Source organism: Pseudomonas sp. N-1-13 (assembly GCF_057787095.1).
This window is the reverse complement of the sequence record NZ_JBYNRI010000001.1, coordinates 3,674,148-3,694,308: the sequence shown is the minus strand read 5'-3', so window position 1 is coordinate 3,694,308 and position 20,161 is coordinate 3,674,148. Positions and strand designations below refer to the sequence as shown.

At 60.7% G+C, this 20,161-nt stretch carries 22 protein-coding genes; 15 read left to right on the top strand and 7 right to left on the bottom strand.

All coding sequences use genetic code 11. The annotated features are described in order from the left end of the window. Nucleotides 1-5: 5 nt before the first annotated feature. Nucleotides 6-2,240 carry a 1,4-alpha-glucan branching protein GlgB gene (gene glgB / locus AC3I65_RS16515; RefSeq protein ID WP_076384013.1) on the top strand — a complete coding sequence of 745 codons (2,235 nt, stop codon included), beginning with the start codon at nt 6-8 and terminating at the stop codon, nt 2,238-2,240. 131 nt (nt 2,241-2,371) lie between these two features. On the opposite strand, the gene gudD is transcribed toward glgB, so the two are convergent. After that, nucleotides 2,372-3,715, bottom strand: a complete 1,344-nt coding sequence (gene gudD, locus AC3I65_RS16510) for a glucarate dehydratase (protein ID WP_047227776.1) — start codon at nt 3,713-3,715, stop codon at nt 2,372-2,374. 45 nt (nt 3,716-3,760) lie between these two features. Between gudD and AC3I65_RS16505 the strand changes: the two genes are divergently transcribed. Together AC3I65_RS16505 and AC3I65_RS16500 are read left to right on the top strand one after the other, a co-directional pair. Continuing rightward, nucleotides 3,761-3,931, top strand: a complete 171-nt coding sequence (locus AC3I65_RS16505) for a hypothetical protein (protein WP_157952136.1) — start codon at nt 3,761-3,763, stop codon at nt 3,929-3,931. Between the two features lie 88 nt (nt 3,932-4,019). Then, entirely contained in the window at nt 4,020-4,733 is a 714-nt protein-coding gene (locus AC3I65_RS16500) for a FadR/GntR family transcriptional regulator (RefSeq protein WP_488524005.1), read from the top strand. A 523-nt stretch (nt 4,734-5,256) separates the two neighbouring features. Here AC3I65_RS16500 and AC3I65_RS16495 read toward each other — a convergent pair. From AC3I65_RS16495 to AC3I65_RS16485, 3 genes are read right to left on the bottom strand one after another with little or no spacing between them, the layout of a single operon-like run. Then, nucleotides 5,257-6,438, bottom strand: coding sequence for an acetyl-CoA C-acetyltransferase (locus AC3I65_RS16495; RefSeq protein ID WP_047227778.1), 1,182 nt, complete (start codon nt 6,436-6,438; stop codon nt 5,257-5,259). Between the two features lie 11 nt (nt 6,439-6,449). Beyond that, entirely contained in the window at nt 6,450-7,115 is a 666-nt protein-coding gene (locus tag AC3I65_RS16490) for a CoA transferase subunit B (protein ID WP_003180355.1), read from the bottom strand. Nucleotides 7,116-7,150: 35 nt separating this feature from the next. Further along, nucleotides 7,151-7,849 (bottom strand): CoA transferase subunit A, encoded by a 699-nt coding sequence (locus tag AC3I65_RS16485; protein ID WP_047227779.1) that lies wholly within the window; start codon nt 7,847-7,849, stop codon nt 7,151-7,153. 167 nt (nt 7,850-8,016) lie between these two features. Here AC3I65_RS16485 and AC3I65_RS16480 point away from each other — a divergent pair, with 167 nt between their 5' ends. Next, entirely contained in the window at nt 8,017-8,919 is a 903-nt protein-coding gene (locus tag AC3I65_RS16480; RefSeq protein WP_281460025.1) for a LysR family transcriptional regulator, read from the top strand. Between the two features lie 121 nt (nt 8,920-9,040). Here AC3I65_RS16480 and AC3I65_RS16475 read toward each other — a convergent pair whose 3' ends face one another. Continuing rightward, the gene (locus tag AC3I65_RS16475; RefSeq protein ID WP_488524004.1) at nt 9,041-9,880 is read right to left on the bottom strand and encodes an NAD-dependent protein deacetylase; all 840 of its coding nucleotides are present in this window, start codon (nt 9,878-9,880) and stop codon (nt 9,041-9,043) included. A 246-nt stretch (nt 9,881-10,126) separates the two neighbouring features. Between AC3I65_RS16475 and AC3I65_RS16470 the strand changes: the two genes are divergently transcribed. The 10 genes from AC3I65_RS16470 to AC3I65_RS16425 all read left to right on the top strand — a co-directional run bounded on the left by AC3I65_RS16470 (nt 10,127) and on the right by AC3I65_RS16425 (nt 18,283). Beyond that, nucleotides 10,127-10,390, top strand: a complete 264-nt coding sequence (locus tag AC3I65_RS16470; RefSeq protein ID WP_047227782.1) for a hypothetical protein — start codon at nt 10,127-10,129, stop codon at nt 10,388-10,390. Between the two features lie 41 nt (nt 10,391-10,431). Then, nucleotides 10,432-10,626 (top strand): metallothionein, encoded by a 195-nt coding sequence (locus AC3I65_RS16465; protein WP_047227783.1) that lies wholly within the window; start codon nt 10,432-10,434, stop codon nt 10,624-10,626. 291 nt (nt 10,627-10,917) lie between these two features. After that, nucleotides 10,918-11,232, top strand: a complete 315-nt coding sequence (locus AC3I65_RS16460) for a con-10 family general stress protein (RefSeq protein ID WP_047227784.1) — start codon at nt 10,918-10,920, stop codon at nt 11,230-11,232. 331 nt (nt 11,233-11,563) lie between these two features. Further along, nucleotides 11,564-12,445 carry a manganese catalase family protein gene (locus tag AC3I65_RS16455; RefSeq protein WP_047227785.1) on the top strand — a complete coding sequence of 294 codons (882 nt, stop codon included), beginning with the start codon at nt 11,564-11,566 and terminating at the stop codon, nt 12,443-12,445. A 109-nt stretch (nt 12,446-12,554) separates the two neighbouring features. Beyond that, the gene (locus tag AC3I65_RS16450) at nt 12,555-13,484 is read left to right on the top strand and encodes a ZIP family metal transporter (RefSeq protein ID WP_047227786.1); all 930 of its coding nucleotides are present in this window, start codon (nt 12,555-12,557) and stop codon (nt 13,482-13,484) included. A gap of 249 nt (nt 13,485-13,733) precedes the next feature. Then, on the top strand, nt 13,734-14,390 hold the full coding sequence (locus AC3I65_RS16445; RefSeq protein WP_107322635.1) for a hypothetical protein: 657 nt from the start codon (nt 13,734-13,736) through the stop codon (nt 14,388-14,390). Further along, nucleotides 14,387-14,818, top strand: coding sequence for a phage holin family protein (locus AC3I65_RS16440; RefSeq protein WP_047227788.1), 432 nt, complete (start codon nt 14,387-14,389; stop codon nt 14,816-14,818). Before AC3I65_RS16445 ends, AC3I65_RS16440 begins: the two co-directional genes overlap by 4 nt. Next, a complete protein-coding gene (locus AC3I65_RS16435; protein WP_047227789.1) occupies nt 14,815-15,615 on the top strand; it encodes a DUF3618 domain-containing protein in 801 nt (266 codons plus the stop codon). The genes AC3I65_RS16440 and AC3I65_RS16435 overlap by 4 nt, the downstream gene beginning before the upstream one ends. A 126-nt stretch (nt 15,616-15,741) precedes the next feature. After that, the gene (locus tag AC3I65_RS16430) at nt 15,742-17,148 is read left to right on the top strand and encodes a saccharopine dehydrogenase C-terminal domain-containing protein (RefSeq protein ID WP_139049638.1); all 1,407 of its coding nucleotides are present in this window, start codon (nt 15,742-15,744) and stop codon (nt 17,146-17,148) included. Between the two features lie 115 nt (nt 17,149-17,263). Continuing rightward, complete coding sequence (locus tag AC3I65_RS16425) at nt 17,264-18,283, top strand: hypothetical protein (protein ID WP_107322636.1); 1,020 nt, start codon at nt 17,264-17,266, stop codon at nt 18,281-18,283. 8 nt (nt 18,284-18,291) lie between these two features. On the opposite strand, the gene AC3I65_RS16420 is transcribed toward AC3I65_RS16425, so the two are convergent. Next, on the bottom strand, nt 18,292-18,486 hold the full coding sequence (locus AC3I65_RS16420) for a hypothetical protein (RefSeq protein WP_047227792.1): 195 nt from the start codon (nt 18,484-18,486) through the stop codon (nt 18,292-18,294). Nucleotides 18,487-18,765: 279 nt separating this feature from the next. Here AC3I65_RS16420 and glsB point away from each other — a divergent pair, with 279 nt between their 5' ends. After that, nucleotides 18,766-19,674 (top strand): glutaminase B, encoded by a 909-nt coding sequence (glsB, locus tag AC3I65_RS16415; RefSeq protein WP_047227793.1) that lies wholly within the window; start codon nt 18,766-18,768, stop codon nt 19,672-19,674. A gap of 55 nt (nt 19,675-19,729) precedes the next feature. Here the strand turns inward: glsB and AC3I65_RS16410 are convergent, their stop codons facing one another. Next, the gene (locus tag AC3I65_RS16410; protein WP_047227794.1) at nt 19,730-20,059 is read right to left on the bottom strand and encodes a hypothetical protein; all 330 of its coding nucleotides are present in this window, start codon (nt 20,057-20,059) and stop codon (nt 19,730-19,732) included. Nucleotides 20,060-20,161 lie beyond the last annotated feature (102 nt).

Sequence of the window (20,161 nt, the reverse complement as noted above, 5' to 3'; positions counted from 1 at the left end):
GAATCATGAGTGTCTCGAACAAAGAACCACAGGGGCAGGCCAAAGAGTCGTTGCTGCCGTCCCCCCATGACATCGACGCGCTGGTGCGCGCAGAACATCAGGACCCGTTTTCCATCCTTGGCCCTCACGGCGATGGTGCCGGCGGACAGTTCATCCGGGCGTATCTGCCCGGCGCCTTGAGCGTGCAAGTGTTGGCCCGCGATGGCGACGAAGTCCTGGGCGATTTGCAGCTCAGCGAAACCCCGGGGCTGTTTGTCGGCCATTTCGACCGCGCCCAACCCTACCTGTTGCGCACCCGCTGGGCCGGCGGTGAGCAGGTGGCCGAAGACCCCTACAGCTTCGGGCCACTGCTGGGGGAAATGGACCTATATCTGTTTGCCGAAGGCAATCATCGCGACCTCAGTTCCTGTCTGGGGGCGCAGTTGACCACTGTCGATGGCGTCGACGGCGTGCGCTTTGCTGTATGGGCACCGAATGCGCGACGAGTCTCGGTGGTGGGCGATTTCAACGTCTGGGACGGGCGCCGGCATCCAATGCGCATCCGTTATCCGTCCGGGGTATGGGAGTTGTTCATCCCGCGGCTTGGCGCGGGCGAGGGTTACAAATATGAAATCCTCGGCGCCCACGGCATTTTGCCGCTCAAGGCTGACCCGGTGGCGCTGGCCACTCAAATGCCGCCGGATACCGCTTCCAAGGTCGCCGCGCCGCTGAAAATCGAGTGGCAGGATGGGCAATGGATGCAAGATCGTCGCGAGCGGCAGTTGCCTGGCGCACCGCTGTCGATCTACGAATTGCACGCCGGCTCCTGGCAGTGCGAAATCGACGAGGCGGGAGAAGTTGCCCGGCAATACACCTGGCACGAAATGGCCGAACGGCTGATTCCGTACGTCAAGGACCTGGGGTTCACCCACATCGAGCTGATGCCGATCATGGAGCATCCGTTCGGGGGTTCCTGGGGTTACCAGCCGCTTTCACAGTTTGCCCCGACGGCGCGTTTCGGCACGCCGGACGATTTCGCGGCGTTCGTCAATGCCTGTCACCAGGCCGACATCGGCGTGATTCTCGATTGGGTGCCGGCGCATTTCCCCACCGATACCCACGGTCTGGCCCAGTTCGACGGCACCGCGCTGTACGAATACGGCAACCCGCTGGAAGGCTTTCACCAGGATTGGGACACCCTGATCTACAACCTGGGTCGCACCGAAGTCCATGGTTTCATGCTCGCTTCGGCGCTGCATTGGCTGAAGCACTTCCACATCGACGGCCTGCGTGTGGATGCCGTCGCCTCGATGTTGTATCGCGACTATTCACGCAAGGCCGGCGAATGGGTGCCCAATCGCCACGGTGGACGGGAGAACCTGGAAGCCATCGACTTCCTGCGGCACCTCAATGACGTGGTGGCGCTGGAAACCCCCGGTGCGTTGGTTATCGCCGAAGAGTCCACCGCCTGGCCCGGCGTCAGTCAGAGCACGCAACAGGGCGGCCTTGGTTTCGCCTATAAGTGGAACATGGGCTGGATGCACGATTCGCTGCATTACATCCAGCAGGACCCGGTGTACCGCGCCCACCATCACAACGAACTGAGTTTCGGCCTGATGTACGCGTGGTCCGAGCGCTTTGTCCTGCCGATTTCCCATGACGAAGTGGTGCATGGCAAACGCTCGCTGATCGACAAGATGCCGGGCGATCGCTGGCAGAAATTCGCCAACTTGCGGGCCTATCTGAGTTTCATGTGGGGCCATCCCGGCAAGAAGCTTCTGTTCATGGGCTGCGAGTTCGGCCAATGGCGCGAGTGGAACCACGACCAGCAGCTGGACTGGTACCTGTTGCAATACCCGGAGCACCGTGGGGTGCAGAAGCTGGTGAGCGACCTGAACCGTCTCTATCGCGAAGAGCCGGCGCTGCACGATCAGGACGACGCGCCTCAGGGGTTCCAGTGGCTGATTGGTGATGATGCGGTGAACAGCGTCTACGCCTGGTTGCGTTGGAGCAAGGAAGGTCGACCGGTGCTGGTGGTTGCCAACTTCACGCCCGTGCCGCGCGCGGCATACCGCATCGGCGTGCCGTTCGCCGGGCGCTGGGTGGAATTGCTCAACAGTGACGCCGACACCTATGCCGGTTCCAACTACGGTAACAGCGGCGGTGCCTTCACCGAAGAAGTGCCCAGCCATGGCCAGGCGCTTTCGCTGGAACTCAACTTGCCGCCATTGGCGGTGTTGATTCTGCGGCCGGAGGGTTAGGAGCAGGTCCTATCATGCACTAACCCTGTGGGAGCGAGCCTGCTCGCGATGCGATTGCGATGTTGGATGTGCCGCCTTCATCGCGAGCAGGCTCGCTCCCACCTGGATAGGTGCTCAGCCAGAAGGTTCGTTCAGCGCACCAGGCACGGCTGCTTGTTGTTGAACGTCCAGCCCGGAATCAGATACTGCATTGCAACCGCATCATCCCGCGCGCCAAGCCCCATCCCTTTGTACAGTTCATGAGCCTTGGCCAATTGGTCGGTGTCCAGCTCGATCCCCAGTCCCGGTTTTTTTGGTACCTGTACGCAGCCACCCTGGATCTGCAACGGAGCCTTGGTCAGCCGCTGGCCATCCTGCCAGATCCAGTGCGTGTCGATCGCCGTGATGTCACCCGGTGCGGCCGCAGCTACGTGGGTGAACATCGCCAGGGAAATGTCGAAGTGGTTGTTGGAGTGCGAGCCCCAGGTCAGGCCCCATTCGTTGCACATCTGCGCCACTCGAACCGAACCTTGCATGGTCCAGAAGTGTGGGTCGGCCAGGGGAATGTCCACCGACTGCAAGGTGATGGCATGGCCCATTTCGCGCCAATCGGTGGCGATCATGTTAGTGGCGGTTTTAAGACCGGTGGCGCGGCGGAACTCGGCCATCACCTCACGGCCCGAATAACCGTTCTCGGCACCACAAGGATCTTCGGCGTATGCCAGGACCTTGTGCTGGTCCCGGCAGAGGCGGATGGCCTCCTTGAGTGACCAGGCGCCGTTCGGGTCCAGGGTGATACGTGCCTGAGGGAAGCGTTCGGCCAGGGCGGTGACGGCTTCGATTTCTTCGTCGCCCTTGAGCACGCCGCCCTTGAGCTTGAAGTCCTGGAAGCCGTAACGCGAATGAGCGGCTTCGGCCAGGCGCACCACGGCGTCGGCGTCCAGGGCTTTTTCGTGGCGTACGCGGAACCAGTCGTTGTCGGCGTCCGGCTCGCTGCGGTAGGGCAGGTCAGTTTGCTGGCGATCACCCACATAAAACAGATAACCGAGCATTTTCACTTCATCACGCTGCTGGCCTTCGCCGAGCAGTGCGGCTACCGGTACATCCAGGTGCTGGCCCAGCAGGTCCAGCAACGCCGCTTCCAGCCCTGTGACCGCGTGAATGGTGATGCGCAGGTCGAACGTCTGCAAGCCACGACCACCGGCATCCCGGTCGGCGAAGGCCTGGCGTACGGTGTTGAGAATCTTCTGATAGGTGCCGATGGGGCTGCCGACCACCAGCGAGCGGGCGTCTTCGAGGGTCTGGCGAATGCGCTCGCCGCCGGGCACTTCGCCCACGCCGGTGTGGCCGGCGTTGTCTTTGAGAATGACGATGTTGCGGGTAAAGAACGGGCCATGGGCGCCACTGAGATTCAGCAGCATGCCGTCATGACCGGCCACCGGCACGACCTGCATGCTGGTGATGATGGGGGCTTTGGTGGCTTCTTGGGTCTGCATGTTTTTCCCACTCGTTGTTTTTATGCGGGGCATCGCAGGAGGGCGATGTTGATAGACATCATACAACTTGATTTTTTTATCTTACAAGGGAGGCTGGTCGGTTTTTTTGGATGGTTTGCCTTAAAAAACTCGGAAATACCTTTATTTGCTGGATTTTTTAGCAAGGAAAAGAAACATGGGGAAGATCAGTTTAGCGCTGGCGGAACCGTTCGATGACTGAGATGATTGCACTTGTCATACAAGCTAAGGGGCGTGGAGTTTTTACCTCACGACCCGCCTGCTCCGTTTCGAGGACCCACGGCCCATGCACCCAGACATCGAGGCAACGCCGCGCAAACGCACCCACAACCTGGCCTATGACCTAGTGGCGAAGCTGAGCCAGAGCATTTTGCTGGGGCAGTTGAAACCGGGGGAAAAACTGCCGTCGGAAGGTGCCATTGTGCAGGCCCATGGTGTCAGCCGCACGGTGGTGCGCGAGGCGATATCCAAGCTGCAGGCCTCGGGGCTGGTGGAAACTCGCCACGGCATCGGCACCTTTGTGCTGGAACAGACCGGTGAGCCGGGCCTGAGGCTCAATGTCGACACCGCCGCAGGTGTGCGGGGGATCTTGGAACTGCGCCTGGGCCTGGAAACCCAGGCAGCGGCCCTGGCGGCCTTACGGCGCAATGAACGCCAACTGCAGCAGATGCGCCAGGCCCTGGATGATTACCAGCGGTTGCTCAGCAATAACGACAGTTGCGTCGACGCCGACCGGCGCTTTCATTTGCTCATCGCTGAAGCCACGGACAACACCTGTTTTGTCGAAATCATGCAGCACCTGGGCAGTGCGATGATTCCCCGAACCCGGGTGAACGTGGTCGAACGCGGTCAAGCGGACCTGGGGAAACTGGCGCAGTTGGCTAATCTGGAGCACGAGGCCATTTTCAATGCCATCAAACGCCAGGACCCGGACGCCGCCCGCGCCGCCATGTGGCTGCACCTGACCAACAGTCGCGACCGGTTTGGCGCGGGGGCCTGAAGGCTCATCGTCGCCTGACCCACCGCCATCGCGAGCAGGTTCGCTCCCACAGTGGATCGGTGGTGTTCTTCGATTTTGTGCTTAAAACCCAATCCCCCTGTGGGAGCGGGCTTGCTCGCGAATGGGCCGGCACATTCAGCATCGATGCAAGCTGACCCACCACCATCGCGAGCAGGCTCGCTCCCACAGTGGATCGGTGGTGTTCTTCGATTTTGTGCTTAAAACCCAATCCCCCTGTGGGAGCGGGCTTGCTCGCGAATGGGCCGGCACATTCAGCATCGATGCAAGCTGACCCACCACCATCGCGAGCAGGCTCGCTCCCACAATGGATCGGTGGTGGACGCCAATCTTGCAACCGCCCGAGATCCCTGTGGGAGCGAGCCTGCTCGCGATGAGGCCGGCAGATCATGCTCAAAACCAGCAGGCAAAAAAAACCGGCGCAACCCAGGTTGCGCCGGTTGTGTTGCCAGTGGATGGGCGGATGTTCGTGGGTCCGCTCAACCACTGTTGAACCCTTTGCCGGTTACGCTCGTTCCAGCGCCAAGGCCACGCCTTGACCGCCGCCGATGCACAGCGTGGCGAGGCCTTTCTTGGCGTCGCGCTTGATCATTTCATGGAGCAGCGACACCAGCACTCGGCAACCCGAAGCACCGATCGGGTGGCCCAGGGCGATGGCGCCGCCATTGACGTTGACCTTCTCCATGTCCCATTTCAGCTCTCTGGCCACGGCCAGTGACTGGGCGGCGAAGGCTTCGTTGGCTTCGATCAGGTCCAGTTGGTCCAAAGACCAGCCGGCCTTGTCCAGACAGCGGCGGGTAGCCGACACCGGGCCGATGCCCATGATTGCCGGGTCTACCCCCGCATTGGCATAGGCGCTGATTTTCGCCAGTACCGGCAAGCCCAATGCCTTGGCTTTTTCCGCGCTCATCAGCAGCACGGCGGCGGCGCCATCGTTCAGCGACGAGGCATTGCCGGCGGTAACGCTGCCGTCCTTCTTGAACGCCGGCTTGAGCTTGCCCAGGGATTCAGCGGTGGTGCCGGCCCGGGGTTGTTCGTCGGTGGCGAAGGCCACAGGATCGCCTTTGCGCTGGGGAATCAGGATCGGCGTGATCTCATCGGCAAACCGGCCACCTTCAATCGCCGCCACGGCCTTCTGCTGGGAAGCGGCGGCAAAGGCGTCCTGCTCCTCGCGGCTGATCTCGTACTTGTCCACCAGGTTTTCGGCGGTGATGCCCATGTGGTAATCGTTGAACGCATCCCACAGACCATCGGTAATCATGCTATCGATCATCTGCGCATGGCCCATGCGCAGGCCAGTGCGGGCAGCCGGCAGTACGTACGGAGCCAGGCTCATGTTTTCCATGCCGCCGGCAATGATCACCTCCGCATCGCCACAGCGGATCGCCTGGGCACCCAGGTGCAAGGCCTTGAGCCCCGAGCCGCAGACCTTGTTCAGGGTCAGCGCCGGCACCGCGTGGGGTAGGCCGGCGAGGATCGACGCCTGGCGCGCCGGATTTTGTCCGGAACCTGCGGTCAGCACTTGGCCAAGAATCACTTCATCGACCTGCTCGCCGGACAAACCGGTCTGTTCCAGCAACCGACGAATCACCGCGGCACCGAGTTGCGGTGCGGGAATGGAGGCCAGCGAGCCCTGGAAACTGCCAATGGCGGTACGGGTGGCGGCGACAATCACGACTTCTTGCATCGAATCTCTCCTCACTGGGCAGCGAACTGCATTTCAGGCACGTGGTCCGGCACGATCAGTTTGCCGGCAGTCTTGGCGACGATTTCCTCGACGCTGACGCCTGGGGCACGTTCTTTGAGAATGAAGGCGCCGTCCTGGATTTCCAGGTAGGCCAGGTCGGTCAGCACGCGCTTGATGCAACCGGCACCGGTCAGCGGCAGGCTGCACCGGGGCAGCAGTTTCGACTCACCGTCCTTGGACGCGTGAGTCATGGTGACGATGATGTTCTCGGCACCGGCCACCAGGTCCATCGCGCCGCCCATGCCCTTGACCAGCTTGCCAGGGATCATCCACGAGGCAATGTTACCTTCCACGTCTACCTCGAAGGCGCCCAGCACGGTCAGGTCGATGTGCCCGCCACGGATCATGGCAAAGGATTCTGCCGAAGAGAAGATCGAGGCGCCGATGCGTGCGGTGACGGTCTGCTTGCCGGCGTTGATCATGTCGGCATCGACCTCCGCTTCGGTAGGGAACGCGCCCATGCCGAGCAGGCCGTTTTCCGACTGCAGCATGACTTCCATGCCTTCGGGGATGTAGTTGGCGACCAGGGTCGGAATGCCGATGCCCAGGTTCACGTAGTAGCCGTCCTGCATTTCGCGGGCGACGCGTTGAGCCATTTGTTCGCGGGAAAGTGCCATGTTGTTATTCCTTCATTCGGGCCGGGGGCAGGGGATCACTTACGCACGGTGCGCTGTTCGATGCGCTTTTCGAACGTGCCGCAAATGATCCGGTCGACGTAGATGCCTGGGGTATGGATCTGCGTCGGGTCCAGCTCGCCCGGTTCGACGATTTCTTCGACTTCAACCACGGTGATCTTGCCGGCTGTGGCCGCCAACGGGTTGAAATTCTGGGCGGTATGGCGATAGACCACGTTGCCGAAATGGTCGGCTTTCCAGCCTTTGACGATGGCGAAGTCGCCGGTGATGGATTCTTCCATCAGGTACTGGCGGCCATGGAATTCACGCACTTCCTTGCCTTCGGCCACTGGCGTGCCGACCCCGGTGGCGGTGAAGAAGGCCGGAATGCCCGCGCCGCCGGCGCGCATTTTTTCGGCGAGGGTGCCTTGCGGGGTGAGCACGACTTCGATTTCGCCGCTCAGCAGCTGCTTTTCGAAAAGAGCGTTTTCGCCGACGTAAGAGGCAACCACCTTGCGGATCTGCCGATCTTCCAGCAATACACCCAGACCGAAACCGTCGACGCCGCAGTTATTGGAAACCACGGTGAGGTCGCGGATACCCTTGCGCTTGATCTCGGCGATCAGGTTCTCCGGGATGCCGCAGAGGCCGAAGCCGCCAGCGATCACCGTCATGCCGTCTTGCAAGCCTTCCAGCGCTTCTTCGTAGCTACTCACACGTTTGTCGAAACCTGCCATAGACACCTCTTTTATTCTTGATGGGGTCGCAATGAAACGCAGTGTTGCGCCAAGTCATATATTTGTTAAGTTGATTTTTAGGTTGGATTGATTGATAAAACTCACTAATTGCCGATATCCGTTTGCGGCTTGAAACTGACCGCTTGCCGCCGGGAGCACAGCGACCCATGACCCTCAAGCAAATCCGCGCTTTTCTCGCCGTGGCCCAAAGCCTGAGCTTCGCCGTGGCCTGCGAGCGGCTGCACCTGTCCCAGTCGGCCCTGAGCCTGACCATCAAGGCCTTGGAAGAAGGCTTGGGCGGGCGTCTGTTCAGTCGCAATACTCGCAACGTGGCGCTGACGCCTGAAGGCGAATCGCTGCTGCCCCTGGCCCGGCGCCTGGTTGCCGATTGGGACAACGCCGAGGATGAAATGCGCCAACGCTTCACCTTGCAACGCGGCCGCGTCACCTTGGCGGCAATGCCGTCCTTTGCCGGCAACCTGCTGCCGCCGATCCTCAGGACCTTCCGCGCCCGCTATCCGAATGTCAACGTCACGGTCAACGATGTGATCAACGAACAGGTGCTGGAAATGGTTCGTGATCGGCACGTTGAACTGGGGGTCGCGTTCGAGCCGATGCAGAGCTCGTCGCTGGCCTTTACCCCGTTGTATCTGGACCGCTTCGTCGCGGTGGTGCCGCTGGACTCGCCACTGGCGCAGCGCAGTGAGATCCAGTGGCAGACGCTGCTGGAGCAGCCGTTTATCACGCTGCAAAGGCCCTCCACCGTGCGGGTGATGCTGGAGGAGCATTTGCAAAACCGAGGCATGAAACTGCCGGTGGAATTCGAGAGCCATCAGTTGGCGACAGTTGGACGGATGGTCGCCAGCGGGTTGGGGGTGAGTGCGGTCCCGGCGCTGTGTGTCGGGCAGATGCATGAGCTGGGCGCCCGCTGCATCACCCTCAGCGATCCAGTGATAGAACGGGCCATCGGTGTGCTGACCAAGCCGGGGCATGAACTGTCGGCGGCGGCGCAGGCGTTGTTCGATACGCTCAGGGATCAGGACATCGGTGCGCAGTTGACCACGCGGTAAACCACGGTTCACTTGTGGGAGCGAGCCTGCTCGCGATTGCGGCGGCACATCCAGCATAGAGGCTAGTTGAACCAGCGCAATCGCGAGCAGGCTCGCTCCCACAGGGGGGGCTGCGGTGCTGTTAGAACTGGCGTTGAGTCAGCAGCGGCAGCAGTTGCTCACAAGGCTCTTCAAGCTTGAGATCCAGCAACTCGTCGGCCCGTGTCTTGCCCCGGTTGATCGCCAGCAGCGGCTTGCCCTGTTCCTTGATCGCCCGGCACAGGCGAAACGCCGACCACGCCATCAGCGACGAGCCCACTACCAGCAGGCCGTCCGCCTGTTCGACGGCTTGCATGGCGCGAGCGGCGGTGACGGCGGCGACGTTTTCGCCGAAAAACACCACGTCGGGTTTCAAGCGCTCGCCGTCGCAATGAGGGCAGCGGGGCACCTGGAAGCGCGCCTCGAACGCGGCATCCAGCAGGGTATCGCCGTCCGGCGCCTGAACCGCGTCGACACCGGCCAGGTAAGGATTCTGCGCTTGCATCAACAGCTGGATCTGCTGGCGCTCACTGTGCTGCTCGCAATCGAGGCACACCACCCGATGCAGGCTTCCGTGAAGTTCGATCACGTCGTGGCTGCCAGCCTGGTCATGCAGGGTGTCGACATTCTGGGTGATCAGGCCGCTGATGCGTTGGTGCGCCTGCAACATCGCCAACGCCTCGTGGGCCACGTTCGGCCGGGCCTGATGGACCCGCGGCCAGCCCAGCATCGCCCGCGCCCAGTAGCGCCGCCGTGCTTCGGGTTTGGCGAGAAACTCCTGGTACATCATGGGTTGCCGACCCCGTCGCACACCCTCGCTGTCCCGGTAGTCGGGAATGCCCGAAGGGGTGCTGATGCCGGCACCGGTGAGCACCAGAAAACGGCGCCCGGCCATATGCTCCAGCAATTGATCGATCGGTTGACGGTGAAAGTCGTCGGGCATAGAGGTCGCTCCGCTGGCCTGGAGTCGTTGAGGTTAGCATCGTGGTTCGTCGAGAGGGCGGTGGGAATGCCTTTCGTCGCACAGCGTTGTTGTTTCTTCAAACTTTCCCCGGTTGCGCGACATCCACCTCTATGAACGGCACTCAAAACTGTCGTGTTGCAATGCTGTGTCGACCCCAAGCGCTGAGTGTGAAAAATGCTGCCGCTGACGTGCTTCGGCATTTAACGCACCGAGAAGAGGAGGCGTATGAAACAGACCACCGGTGAAGTACGGGCCATCAATCGACAGAGAGCAATGGTCGGTGTGTACGTCGAGGAAGAAGACAACCACACAGTCCTTGAGCTCGATTCCGCCAACGACATCGATATTGGTGACGTCATGGAGTGGGACAGTGGCAAGGCCTTGGGCACCCAGTCTTATCGCAACCTGACCAAAGGCTGGACCGCCGAGGTTTATGTGGCGAACCATGGCGTTGCGGCGGCGAACCTTGAGGTTCAATTGCTGGTGTGATCCTGACGACAGCTTTAAACCCGGAACCCAGGAGAACGAACATGAGCGAGTTAAAGTGCGGTTGCCCCGATTGCCAATGCGATGTGGACCCGCAACAGGTGTTCAATCGCGATGGCGAGGCCTATTGCAGTCAAGCCTGCGCCGACCAACATCCAAACGGTGAACCTTGTCCGGCACCGGATTGCCATTGCGAACGCAGCGGCAAGAATGGCGGGCCAGACATGGATGGCAATTAACGGGATGAAGCGCTGGAGGACACCTTTGCGCCCAGCTATCCCATTTCATCCTGAATATAAACCGAGATTGCGGCCCGCTAACGATGGGTATCGCTCAAGTTGAGTAGTTGAATTCATTATTGGGCGTCATTTCTTTGAAAGGCCGTTGTAACTCGACGCCGCAGTGAGAGTGTGGGATTGCATGAGCCGTTCGTCGCTGTTTTCAAGATGTGTTTAAAACCTTGTCGGCGCCAGACTTTCAGATTGTTAGGAGTCAGCAGGTTCGCAACATCAACTAACGAGGTGAATGAAATGGCTAACACAGGAAATAAGAATCCTGGCAATTTCGCTAACGATCGTGAAAAGGCATCGCAAGCGGGGAAGAAGGGCGGCCACGTGTCAGGTGGTAACTTCGCGAATGATCCGCAGCGCGCATCCGAGGCCGGGCGCAAGGGGGGGCAAGCTTCGGGCGGCAATTTTGCCAATGACCCGGAACGAGCCGCCGCCGCCGGCCGAAAAGGTGGCCAAGCCTCGGGTGGCAATTTTGCCAAAGACCCTGAGCGGGCCTCCGAGGCCGGTCGAAAGGGCGGTCAGGCATCCGGCGACAACGTTACCAGCGACCGCTAGACAGTTTCCGAAACAAGTCAAAAAGGCCCTGGAAACAGCCAGGATCATGGGCGCAACTCTGAATACTCAATGACGTTACGGGCCCTGTGTTAATCGCATGGGGCCTGTCGGATTTATATACAACGGGATCGCGGCAAGGAATGTCTTCAAGCGTGAGGGGAGTGTAAGTTGTTCAGTTACCTGGCATTTCTGCAAGTGCGCCTTACCGATTACCGTTCGTCTCGTTTATTAAATAAAAGATAAATTTTAACTGTTTAACTTCTTCAGATTTTCTGTGGGCCTGCCCCCGGCAGTGTCCCTTTGGCTTGTGTCCTGAACGAGGAGTTTCATCATGTTCTTACATAACAAAAGACTGCAGTACACCGTACGTGTCGCCGAGCCTAACCCAGGGCTGGCTAATCTGTTGCTTGAACAGTTCGGCGGTGCCCAGGGCGAGTTGGCGGCGGCGTCGCGCTACTTCACCCAGGCCCTGTCCGAGGATGATCCCGGCCGCAAGGATCTGTTGATGGACATTGCCACCGAAGAGCTCAGTCATCTGGAGGTGATCGGCTCGATCATTGTGATGCTCAATAAAGGCGCGAAGGGCCGAATGGCCGAGGGTGTGGAAAAGGAAGGCCAGCTGTACCGGGACATCAACGGTGCCGGCAACGACTCTCACATCACCAGCCTGCTTTATGGCGCCGGTTCCCCGCTGACCAATTCGGCCGGTGTACCTTGGACAGCCGCTTACGTCGACACCATAGGTGAGCCGACAGCGGACATGCGGTCCAACATCGCCGCCGAGGCACGGGCGAAAATCATCTATGAGCGCCTGATGAATCTCACCGATGATCCTGGGGTAAAAGAAGCGCTGGGCTTTTTGATGACCCGTGAAATCGCGCACCAGATGTCCTTCGAGAAAGCCCTGCACTCGATCCAGCCGAATTTCCCTCAAGGTAAACTGCCAGGCATGCCAGAGTTCACCAACGTGTACTTCAACATGTCCCAAGGCGAGCCTTCGGTGCGTGGCCCATGGAACCAGGGCGATGAGTGGGAATTCGTCGAGAACCCAACGCCGGCGGTGGATGGCGGCGATGGTCTGGCGAGTGTGCAACTGAGCAAGAAAGACGAAGCGCTGCTGATGGACATGAAGGCGCGGACCATGTCCAACCCGGAAAGCGACCCCATGACAGGTGCCGACTTGGGTTCAGGGATGCAAGGTGACAAACTGTAGGAAACCGGCGAGGGGGCCTGGCTCCTTCGCCTGAAAATTGCGTTTGAGCGGACCCCTCGTTGGGGGAACGATCAGACATGACCTGGCGCAAAACCAGTAAGGATATTCGATGGACCAGCCCACCTCCCGGATCCGATCGCCCTGGCGTACCTGGCTGGATCCTGTGCAAAACAACCTGCTGCTGGGGGTAAGCTTCTGGCTGGGGCTGGCGGTGATCGCCGCGCTGTTGCTCTACAGCGGTTACAACGCATTGGTGGGGGCCGACCGGCACAACCTGGGCTACGCCGTTCTGGGCGGCACCGCCGGTTTCGCCGCCACGGCGCTGGGCGCGTTGATGGCGGTGGTGCTGCGTGATATCTCCTCGCGGACCCAGGACATCATGCTCGGTTTTGCCGCGGGCATGATGCTCGCCGCCAGTTCGTTTTCGCTGATCCTGCCGGGTATCGAAGCGGCACAAAGTATCGTGGGCAATCAACTGCTCGCCGCGTTTGTCGTTGTGGTCGGCCTGGGTCTGGGCGTGCTCCTGATGATCGGCCTTGACCGTTTCGTGCCCCACGAACATGAAGTGAGTGGCCGGCGCGGTCCGCAATCGGAACGCATCAACCGTGTCTGGTTGTTCGTGCTCGCCATCACCTTGCACAATTTGCCCGAGGGCATGGCCATCGGCGTCAGTTTTGCTAACGGTGATCTGCGGGTCGGCATGCCCCTGACCACTGCCATTGCGATCCAGGACATCCCCGAAGGGCTTGCCATCGCCATGGCGCTGCGAGTCACCGGGATCAGTGCGCTGCGTGCCGCGCTGATCGCGGTGGGCTCGGGGCTGATGGAGCCGCTGGGTGCGGTGATCGGGTTGGGCATGTCCTCGGGCGTGGCCGTGGCGTATCCCATCAGCCTGGGGCTGGCGGCGGGGGCCATGATCTTCGTGGTGTCCCACGAAGTGATTCCGGAAACCCACCGCAACGGCCACGAAACGCCAGCCACGCTGGGGTTGATGATGGGGTTTGCGGTGATGATGTTCCTCGACACGGCACTGGGTTAGCAGGCCGTCGAGCACTGAACCACGAAGGGTATCAGCAGGATCGAAATCGGGCCTGGCGAATGCGCCAGGGCCCGATTTTTTTGTGCCCGCAGACAAACCAGCGGCCTGTGGTACCGCACGGCGTCCCGCAGTGAAACTCGTTTGAACTACGCCTCAACCTGCTCCGTCATCTGTACTGAGAGGCACGTAGTCGGGCACCCCTCGGGGCTTCCCGGTATCGAGTATTCATCACGGAGGCGATGGGCAGACATGACTATCCCGGACAACAACCCCGAGCGAGAAAACGGCACGTCGGGCCAGGCCCGACCCGAGGATCACCTGAACCACATCAAGGAGGACGTGAGCGAGGCCATAGGCAGCGCTCGTGAGCAGGCCGATGCGCATTTCGGCCAATACCGCGATACGGCAGCGGATCAGATCGATGCACTGGCGCGTGGTGCCAAGTCAGCCGTGTCGGAAATCGAAGCCAACGACACCCTGGGCCTGTCCCACTATCTGGCAGACATGGCCGATTCGATGAGCGGCCTGTCCAGCAAATTACGCCACATGAGCGCCGAGCAATTGCTGCACGATGGTTCTCGACTGGCTCGGGAAAACCCGGGTCTGTTCCTGGTCGGCAGCGTAGCGGTGGGGTTTGGCCTGTCGCGGTTTCTGAAGGCCGGCAGCTCGCCTGTCCCGGCCGAAGTAGTCGATCCCGCCGCCGGCCACTCAAGCCCGCCAAGCGGAGGATTTGCCGCCCGTGGACCCTTTGATCCGAACCCGGATCCTATCGCACCGGGCGTCAATTCTGCCGGCGGCCACGCCACCGCCAGCACTCCCGCTGCGTCCGGCACCCAGGACCAGCCCAGTGATGCCACTACCGGCTCGTTGCCCGGTTCGGCCAATACCCGAGGAGAATTGCAATGAACCGACCAGACCCAGATATTCAGCGTCCCGTCGGGACGTCGGTGCCCGATCACGATGCGTCGGTGATGGGGCTGTTAAAGCAATTGACCCACGAAGTCCCCTCGCTTTTTACCAAGGAGCTGGCACTGGCCAAGGCCGAATTCCAAGCGAGCCTGAATACTTTGAAAGCGGGTATCGCCGGGGTGGCCGGTGGCGCGATGGTGCTGCTGGCCGGTTTTATCATCTTACTGATGGCGGTGGTCTATGGCTTGAGCACGATCATGCAGCCCTGGCTCGCGGCGTTGATCGTCGGCGCAGTGGTCATGATCATTGGTTTCATCATGGTGCAGTCGGGCAAGAAGCAATTCGAACCGTCCCACTTCAAGCCTGAGCGAACGCTCGATGCGTTGAACAAAGACCAGGAAGCCCTGCGGAGGAAAGTCTCATGAAGGATGAATTCAAAACCGAATCCCAGAAGAGCCCGGAAACCATCGAGCGCGAGATCGACGAGCAACGGGCCCACATCAGCCATATCGTCGACGCCCTGGGCAGCAAGTTCACGCCGGGGCAGATGCTCGACCAGGCGCTGACCCTGGCCAAAGGCAACGGGTCGCAGTTTTTTGGCAACCTGGGTACCACCGTGCGCAACAACCCAGTGCCCACCGTGCTGACCACCGTGGGGCTGTGCTGGCTGATGCTGGGTCAGAACCGTCCGCCACGGGTCGGTTATCGCGTCGGGCCGGACCAGGATGCCAGCGGCTGGAGCGAAGGGCTTGCCGGTGGCCTGGACAGTGCCAAGGAGCATCTGCACAGCACCACCGACTCGTTGCGCGACGGGTTTCATCATCTCAAGGACAAGGCTTCGCATCTGGCCGACGGTTTGGGCGCCAGCGCCAGCCATGCCCGGAGCAAAGCTCACGAGACGGGTGAGCGCGTGGCCCATGGCTCGCAGGACCTGGGTGATCAATTCAGCCGTCTGCTCAAGGAGCAACCGTTGATGATGGCGGCCGCGGGAATCGCGCTGGGCGCCATGCTCGGCGCCGCACTGCCCAGTACTGCCACTGAGCAGCGGGTGATGGGCAAGACCAGCGCCGATCTGGCCGACAAGGCCAGGCAAGCGGCACGCGAGGGGTATGCAACGGTGCGCGATAGCGTGAGCAAGACCACCGAGCATCGTGACGAAACTTCACCGCGTGCTCAGGCGCGTTCCGGTACGGACCTGTCTGAGGGGCTGGGCACGTCTTAAGTTGAACGCGGTCCACGGCGCAGGGCCGGCAACGCCTGCGCCGGGTGCCTGTCGAGCCTGACAGTAGCCAAAGTCCGGTGACCGGTATTTCATGGCTCCATCGTCAACGTTCCGGGGAGACTGCACATGAAGCACCGGGTCAGGTTTTCGGGCCATCTGATCTTCATCGGATTTGGCTCCATTACCCGGGCCACGCTGCCGCTGCTGTTGCGGCAGGATCACGTCCCGGTCAATCAGATCACGGTCATTGCGCCCGTGATCGAGAAAAATATCTGGTTCAAGGAGCGGGGCATTTGCTTTGTCCGCAAAGCGCTGACTGAACACACCTTCACGCAGACCCTGGACCGCTTCATCAAACCTGGCGACTTCATCGTCAACCTGTCGGTGGAAGTCAGTTCGCTGGCCCTGATGACTTATGCCTTCGGCAAGGGCGCGCTGTACCTGGATACCTGCATTGAGCCTTGGGCCGGCGGCTACGATGACCCTTCATTGGATTTATCGCATCGCACCAATTACGCGTTGCGCTACCAGATGCTGGGCCTGCGCAAAAAACTGGGCCATGGCCCGACCGCCGTCGTGGCCCATGGCGCCAACCCCGGTTTGATCACTCATCTGCTCAAGGCTGGCCTGGTGGAACTGGCCGTGCAATTGAACCATCGCTTGCCACAGAACCGCGAAGGCGTGGACTGGGCCAGGCTGTGCATGGAGACCGGCATCAAGGTGATTCATTTTGCCGAGCGCGACACTCAGCGCTCCAGCCGCCTCAAGCAGGACGATGAGTTCGTCAATACGTGGTCGGTGGAAGGCTTGATCAGCGAGGGCCACCAACCGGCCGAGTTGGGCTGGGGCACCCACGAGCGCACCTGGCCAACGTCTGCCAGGCGCCACCGCTTCGGCAGTCGCAATGCCATCTACCTCGAGCGCCCGAGCGCCACTGTGCCGGTCAAGACCTGGACACCGTTGGGCGGGCCGTGCCTGGGGCTGATGATCACCCATCACGAAACCGCCTCTACAGCGGATCTGCTAACACTCAAGGACCAGCAGAAACTGATCTATCGCCCCACACTGCATTACGCCTATCACCCGTGCAACGATGCTTTGCTGTCGATCCATGAGTTGATTGGTCGAGGCTGGCAGAGCCAACAGCAGCAACGCATTCTCAACGGTGAAATCGACAGCATCGGAGCCGATGCGCTGGGCGTCTTGCTGATGGGGCATGAACTCAATGCCTACTGGTTCGGCTCGGTATTGACCATCGATGAAGCCCGGGCGCTCTTGCCCTTCAACAATGCCACCAGTTTGCAAGTGGCGGCGGGGGTTTTGTCGGGGATTGTCTGGGCGGTGGAAAACCCGGATCGCGGCATCGTCGAGCCAGAGCACATGGACTACGAACGTGTGCTGGAAGTGGCCAGGCCTTACCTCGGTACCTTGGTGGGCAAGCAGACCGACTGGAGACCGACCGGCGCGGTGCACACGTGTTCCCTGGACGGGGCGGCGGATGATTGGCAGTTCGAGCATTTCACGCGGTTTTGAGCCGCCATCGCGAGCAGGCTCGCTCCCACATTGGTTTGTGTTTTTCCTCCAGGCCCGTGTTCCTCGCGACCTATACTCAACCCCGTGGATGACTTGACCTCGGGATGGCGCAATCGTGCTGCGTTCACTGATGCTGGCCGTTTTGTTGGTTCTGGCGGGGTGCGCCACGTCGCCGCGCGAGCAGCAGGTCGCCACCGTGGCGGTTTCCCAGGACACCTGGCGGCAGGTTGACCGGCAGATCGTCGCCGCGTCGAAAAGCGCTATCGAACAGGCCGGGCTCTACGCGCGCGGCTCGATGGAGCATTGGCGCCGGCTCGTGTATGAACGGACCGAGATTCAATTCATCCCCTGGTTCAGCAGCTACTGGACCCAGGAATGGCTGGCGGTGAAGGTCAGTTGGTATGCCGCCAGTGCCGAAGGCGAAGAGGACTCCGCGGCCAGACGTCTGGCCGTTTACCTGCAAGAGCAGTACCGCGAGCAGGTGCTGGCACCTGTGGCGGTGGAAATCGACCCCGAGGCGATCAGGGCCAACGCGACGGGCTACTACGTGCGCCTGCTCAATCAACAGGTCCAAGTGATTGCCCGCCAGCACCGAATCCCGCCGGAGCTGATGAGTCGGCGCCTGCACGGCATTCCTGCCATCAGCCTGGGGCCGCCAGCGGCGCGTAACGCCTCGTTGTATGAGATGGCGCATACCGAGCCCCTCAATACATTGCCGGCGTACGCCGCGCTGATCGACCACGTCAACAAAGCCGCTGTGACAGGTTCGGGGCCATCGGATGCGGTGATCGCCACGGTGGCACAACGCACCAGTGAAAAAATCGAAGCGCAATTCGCCACGCGAGGTGCGGCCGGGGCGGCGGCAGCCGTGGCCGGGAAAGCGGCGGGGGCGTTGATCTCAGTTGGCGTGGCGGGGATTCGCGCGATCATTCATGAGGGCGAGCGTCCGGAAATGGAGACTCAAATCCGCAAGAGCCTCAGCGCAGCGTTCGACGAAGCCTGGTTCCAGTCGCTCAAGCATCCCCTCAGCGGGGTGATGGCACCGGTGTACTACCTGGCCGAGGAAATCGAAGGCAGCCTGGTGGCGGCGGACCTGGCCAATCGCGCGGTGGAGTTGCCAGCCATCAAACCGTGACGGACGGTTCATTCTGCCCCGAGGGTGACGCGGCAACCCTTGCGATGACGGATCTGTTCGTCCGAGGGCCGCTCCTTGATGAATTCGAAGCGCGGCTCTCCTTCGCTGTAGATCACCAGCCAGCCCCATTCCAGCTCACTTTCATCTTGACCGGGTCTGGGGGGCGAGGCCCACCAGGGTTCCTTCTGCATGATCTGTCGCATCGATGTCTCCTGCCGATTGATCCCTTCAACTATAGACCGCTCGATTGGATGACAAGCGCCCATGAAATCTCTTGAATTCTGTGGGAGCAAGGCTTGCCCGCGAAGCAGGCGATTCGGTTCCAGACAGACCGCGTGAGCTTGATCGCGAGCAAGCTTTGCTCCCACGGATCGCCTCGCAACAGATGTTGCTGGTCTATTGAGTGTGCTCTGATCGCACCCATCAGCGTCTAGCGTCTGTATCCCCGCACTCGAACGGGGAATGATTGGACCCATGCGCATATGCAAGCATTGTTGAACGAGATCCTCGATGCGGTTCGCCCCCTGATCGGTCAGGGCAAGGTGGCCGACTACATTCCCGCCCTTGGCACCGTTGCGGCCAACCAGTTGGGCATTGCCGTCTACGGCAACGATGGCGAAATGTATTGCTCAGGTGACGCTGAAACGCCGTTTTCGGTGCAGAGTATTTCCAAGGTTTTCAGCCTGGTGCAGGCCATCGGCCATTCCGGCGAGGCAATCTGGGAGCGTTTGGGCCATGAGCCCTCCGGCCAGCCCTTCAATTCTCTGGTGCAGCTGGAATTTGAACGCGGTCGGCCGCGCAACCCGTTCATCAACGCCGGCGCCTTGGTGATCTGCGACATCAATCAGTCGCGTTTTGCCGCGCCAGCGCTTTCGATGCGTGATTTCGTACGGCGCCTGTCGGGCAATCCACAGGTCATGGTGGACGGCAAGGTCGCTGAGTCGGAATACCAGCACCGCGCCCGCAATGCGGCGATGGCCTACCTGATGCAGTCCTTCGGTAATTTTCATAACGACGTGGAAGCGGTGCTACGCAGCTATTTCAGTCACTGCGCGTTGCGCATGAGCTGCATCGATCTGGCCCGGGCGTTCTGCTTCCTGGCCAACGACGGCTTCTGCAAGCACAGTGGCGAACAGATCCTGAGCGCCCGCCAGACCCAGCAGGTCAACTCCATCATGGCCACCAGCGGGCTGTACGATGAAGCCGGCAATTTTGCCTATCGCGTTGGCCTGCCGGGCAAGAGCGGGGTGGGCGGCGGGATTGTTGCCGTGGTGCCGGGGCGTTTCACGGTGTGCGTCTGGTCGCCGGAACTCAATGTGGCGGGCAATTCCCTGGCAGGCATGGCGGCGCTGGAATTGCTCAGCCAACGAATCGGCTGGTCGGTGTTCTAACGCCCAAAAAAAGGGCCCGTTCCAATCAGGAACGGGCCCTTTGTTTTAAGCGCGATCAGCAGAGGCGGTCGATGACCCGAACTTCAGAGGTGTTCTGCATCGACTGCCACGCCTGGGTCAGCGTTTGCAGCACGCGACCCATGAAGTCTTTGTCGGCCGCGGCCTTCTTGCCGACGTAGCCCTGGCCACGACGGTACATCTTCAACCGGGCACACAGGTCCTGCTGATTCTTCTCGAATTCGTCTTCCTGGGTGAACGGCGACAGGCAGTCCATATGGACCTGGCCATTCTTGCTGATCCACAGGATATGGCTGTCCAGGGTGTCTTTGTGTGCTGCGAACATGCGAGCCAGTTCATCAATAGATGGTTGATTATTCAGATTCATGTGTAAGCCCCTTGACCATTTGGTTGATCTGTCTGGTGGTTCGCAAAAACTTCGCTTCTTTCGGTAAGTGCCTGTCCAGTGCTGCATGGCTAGCACCGAAAC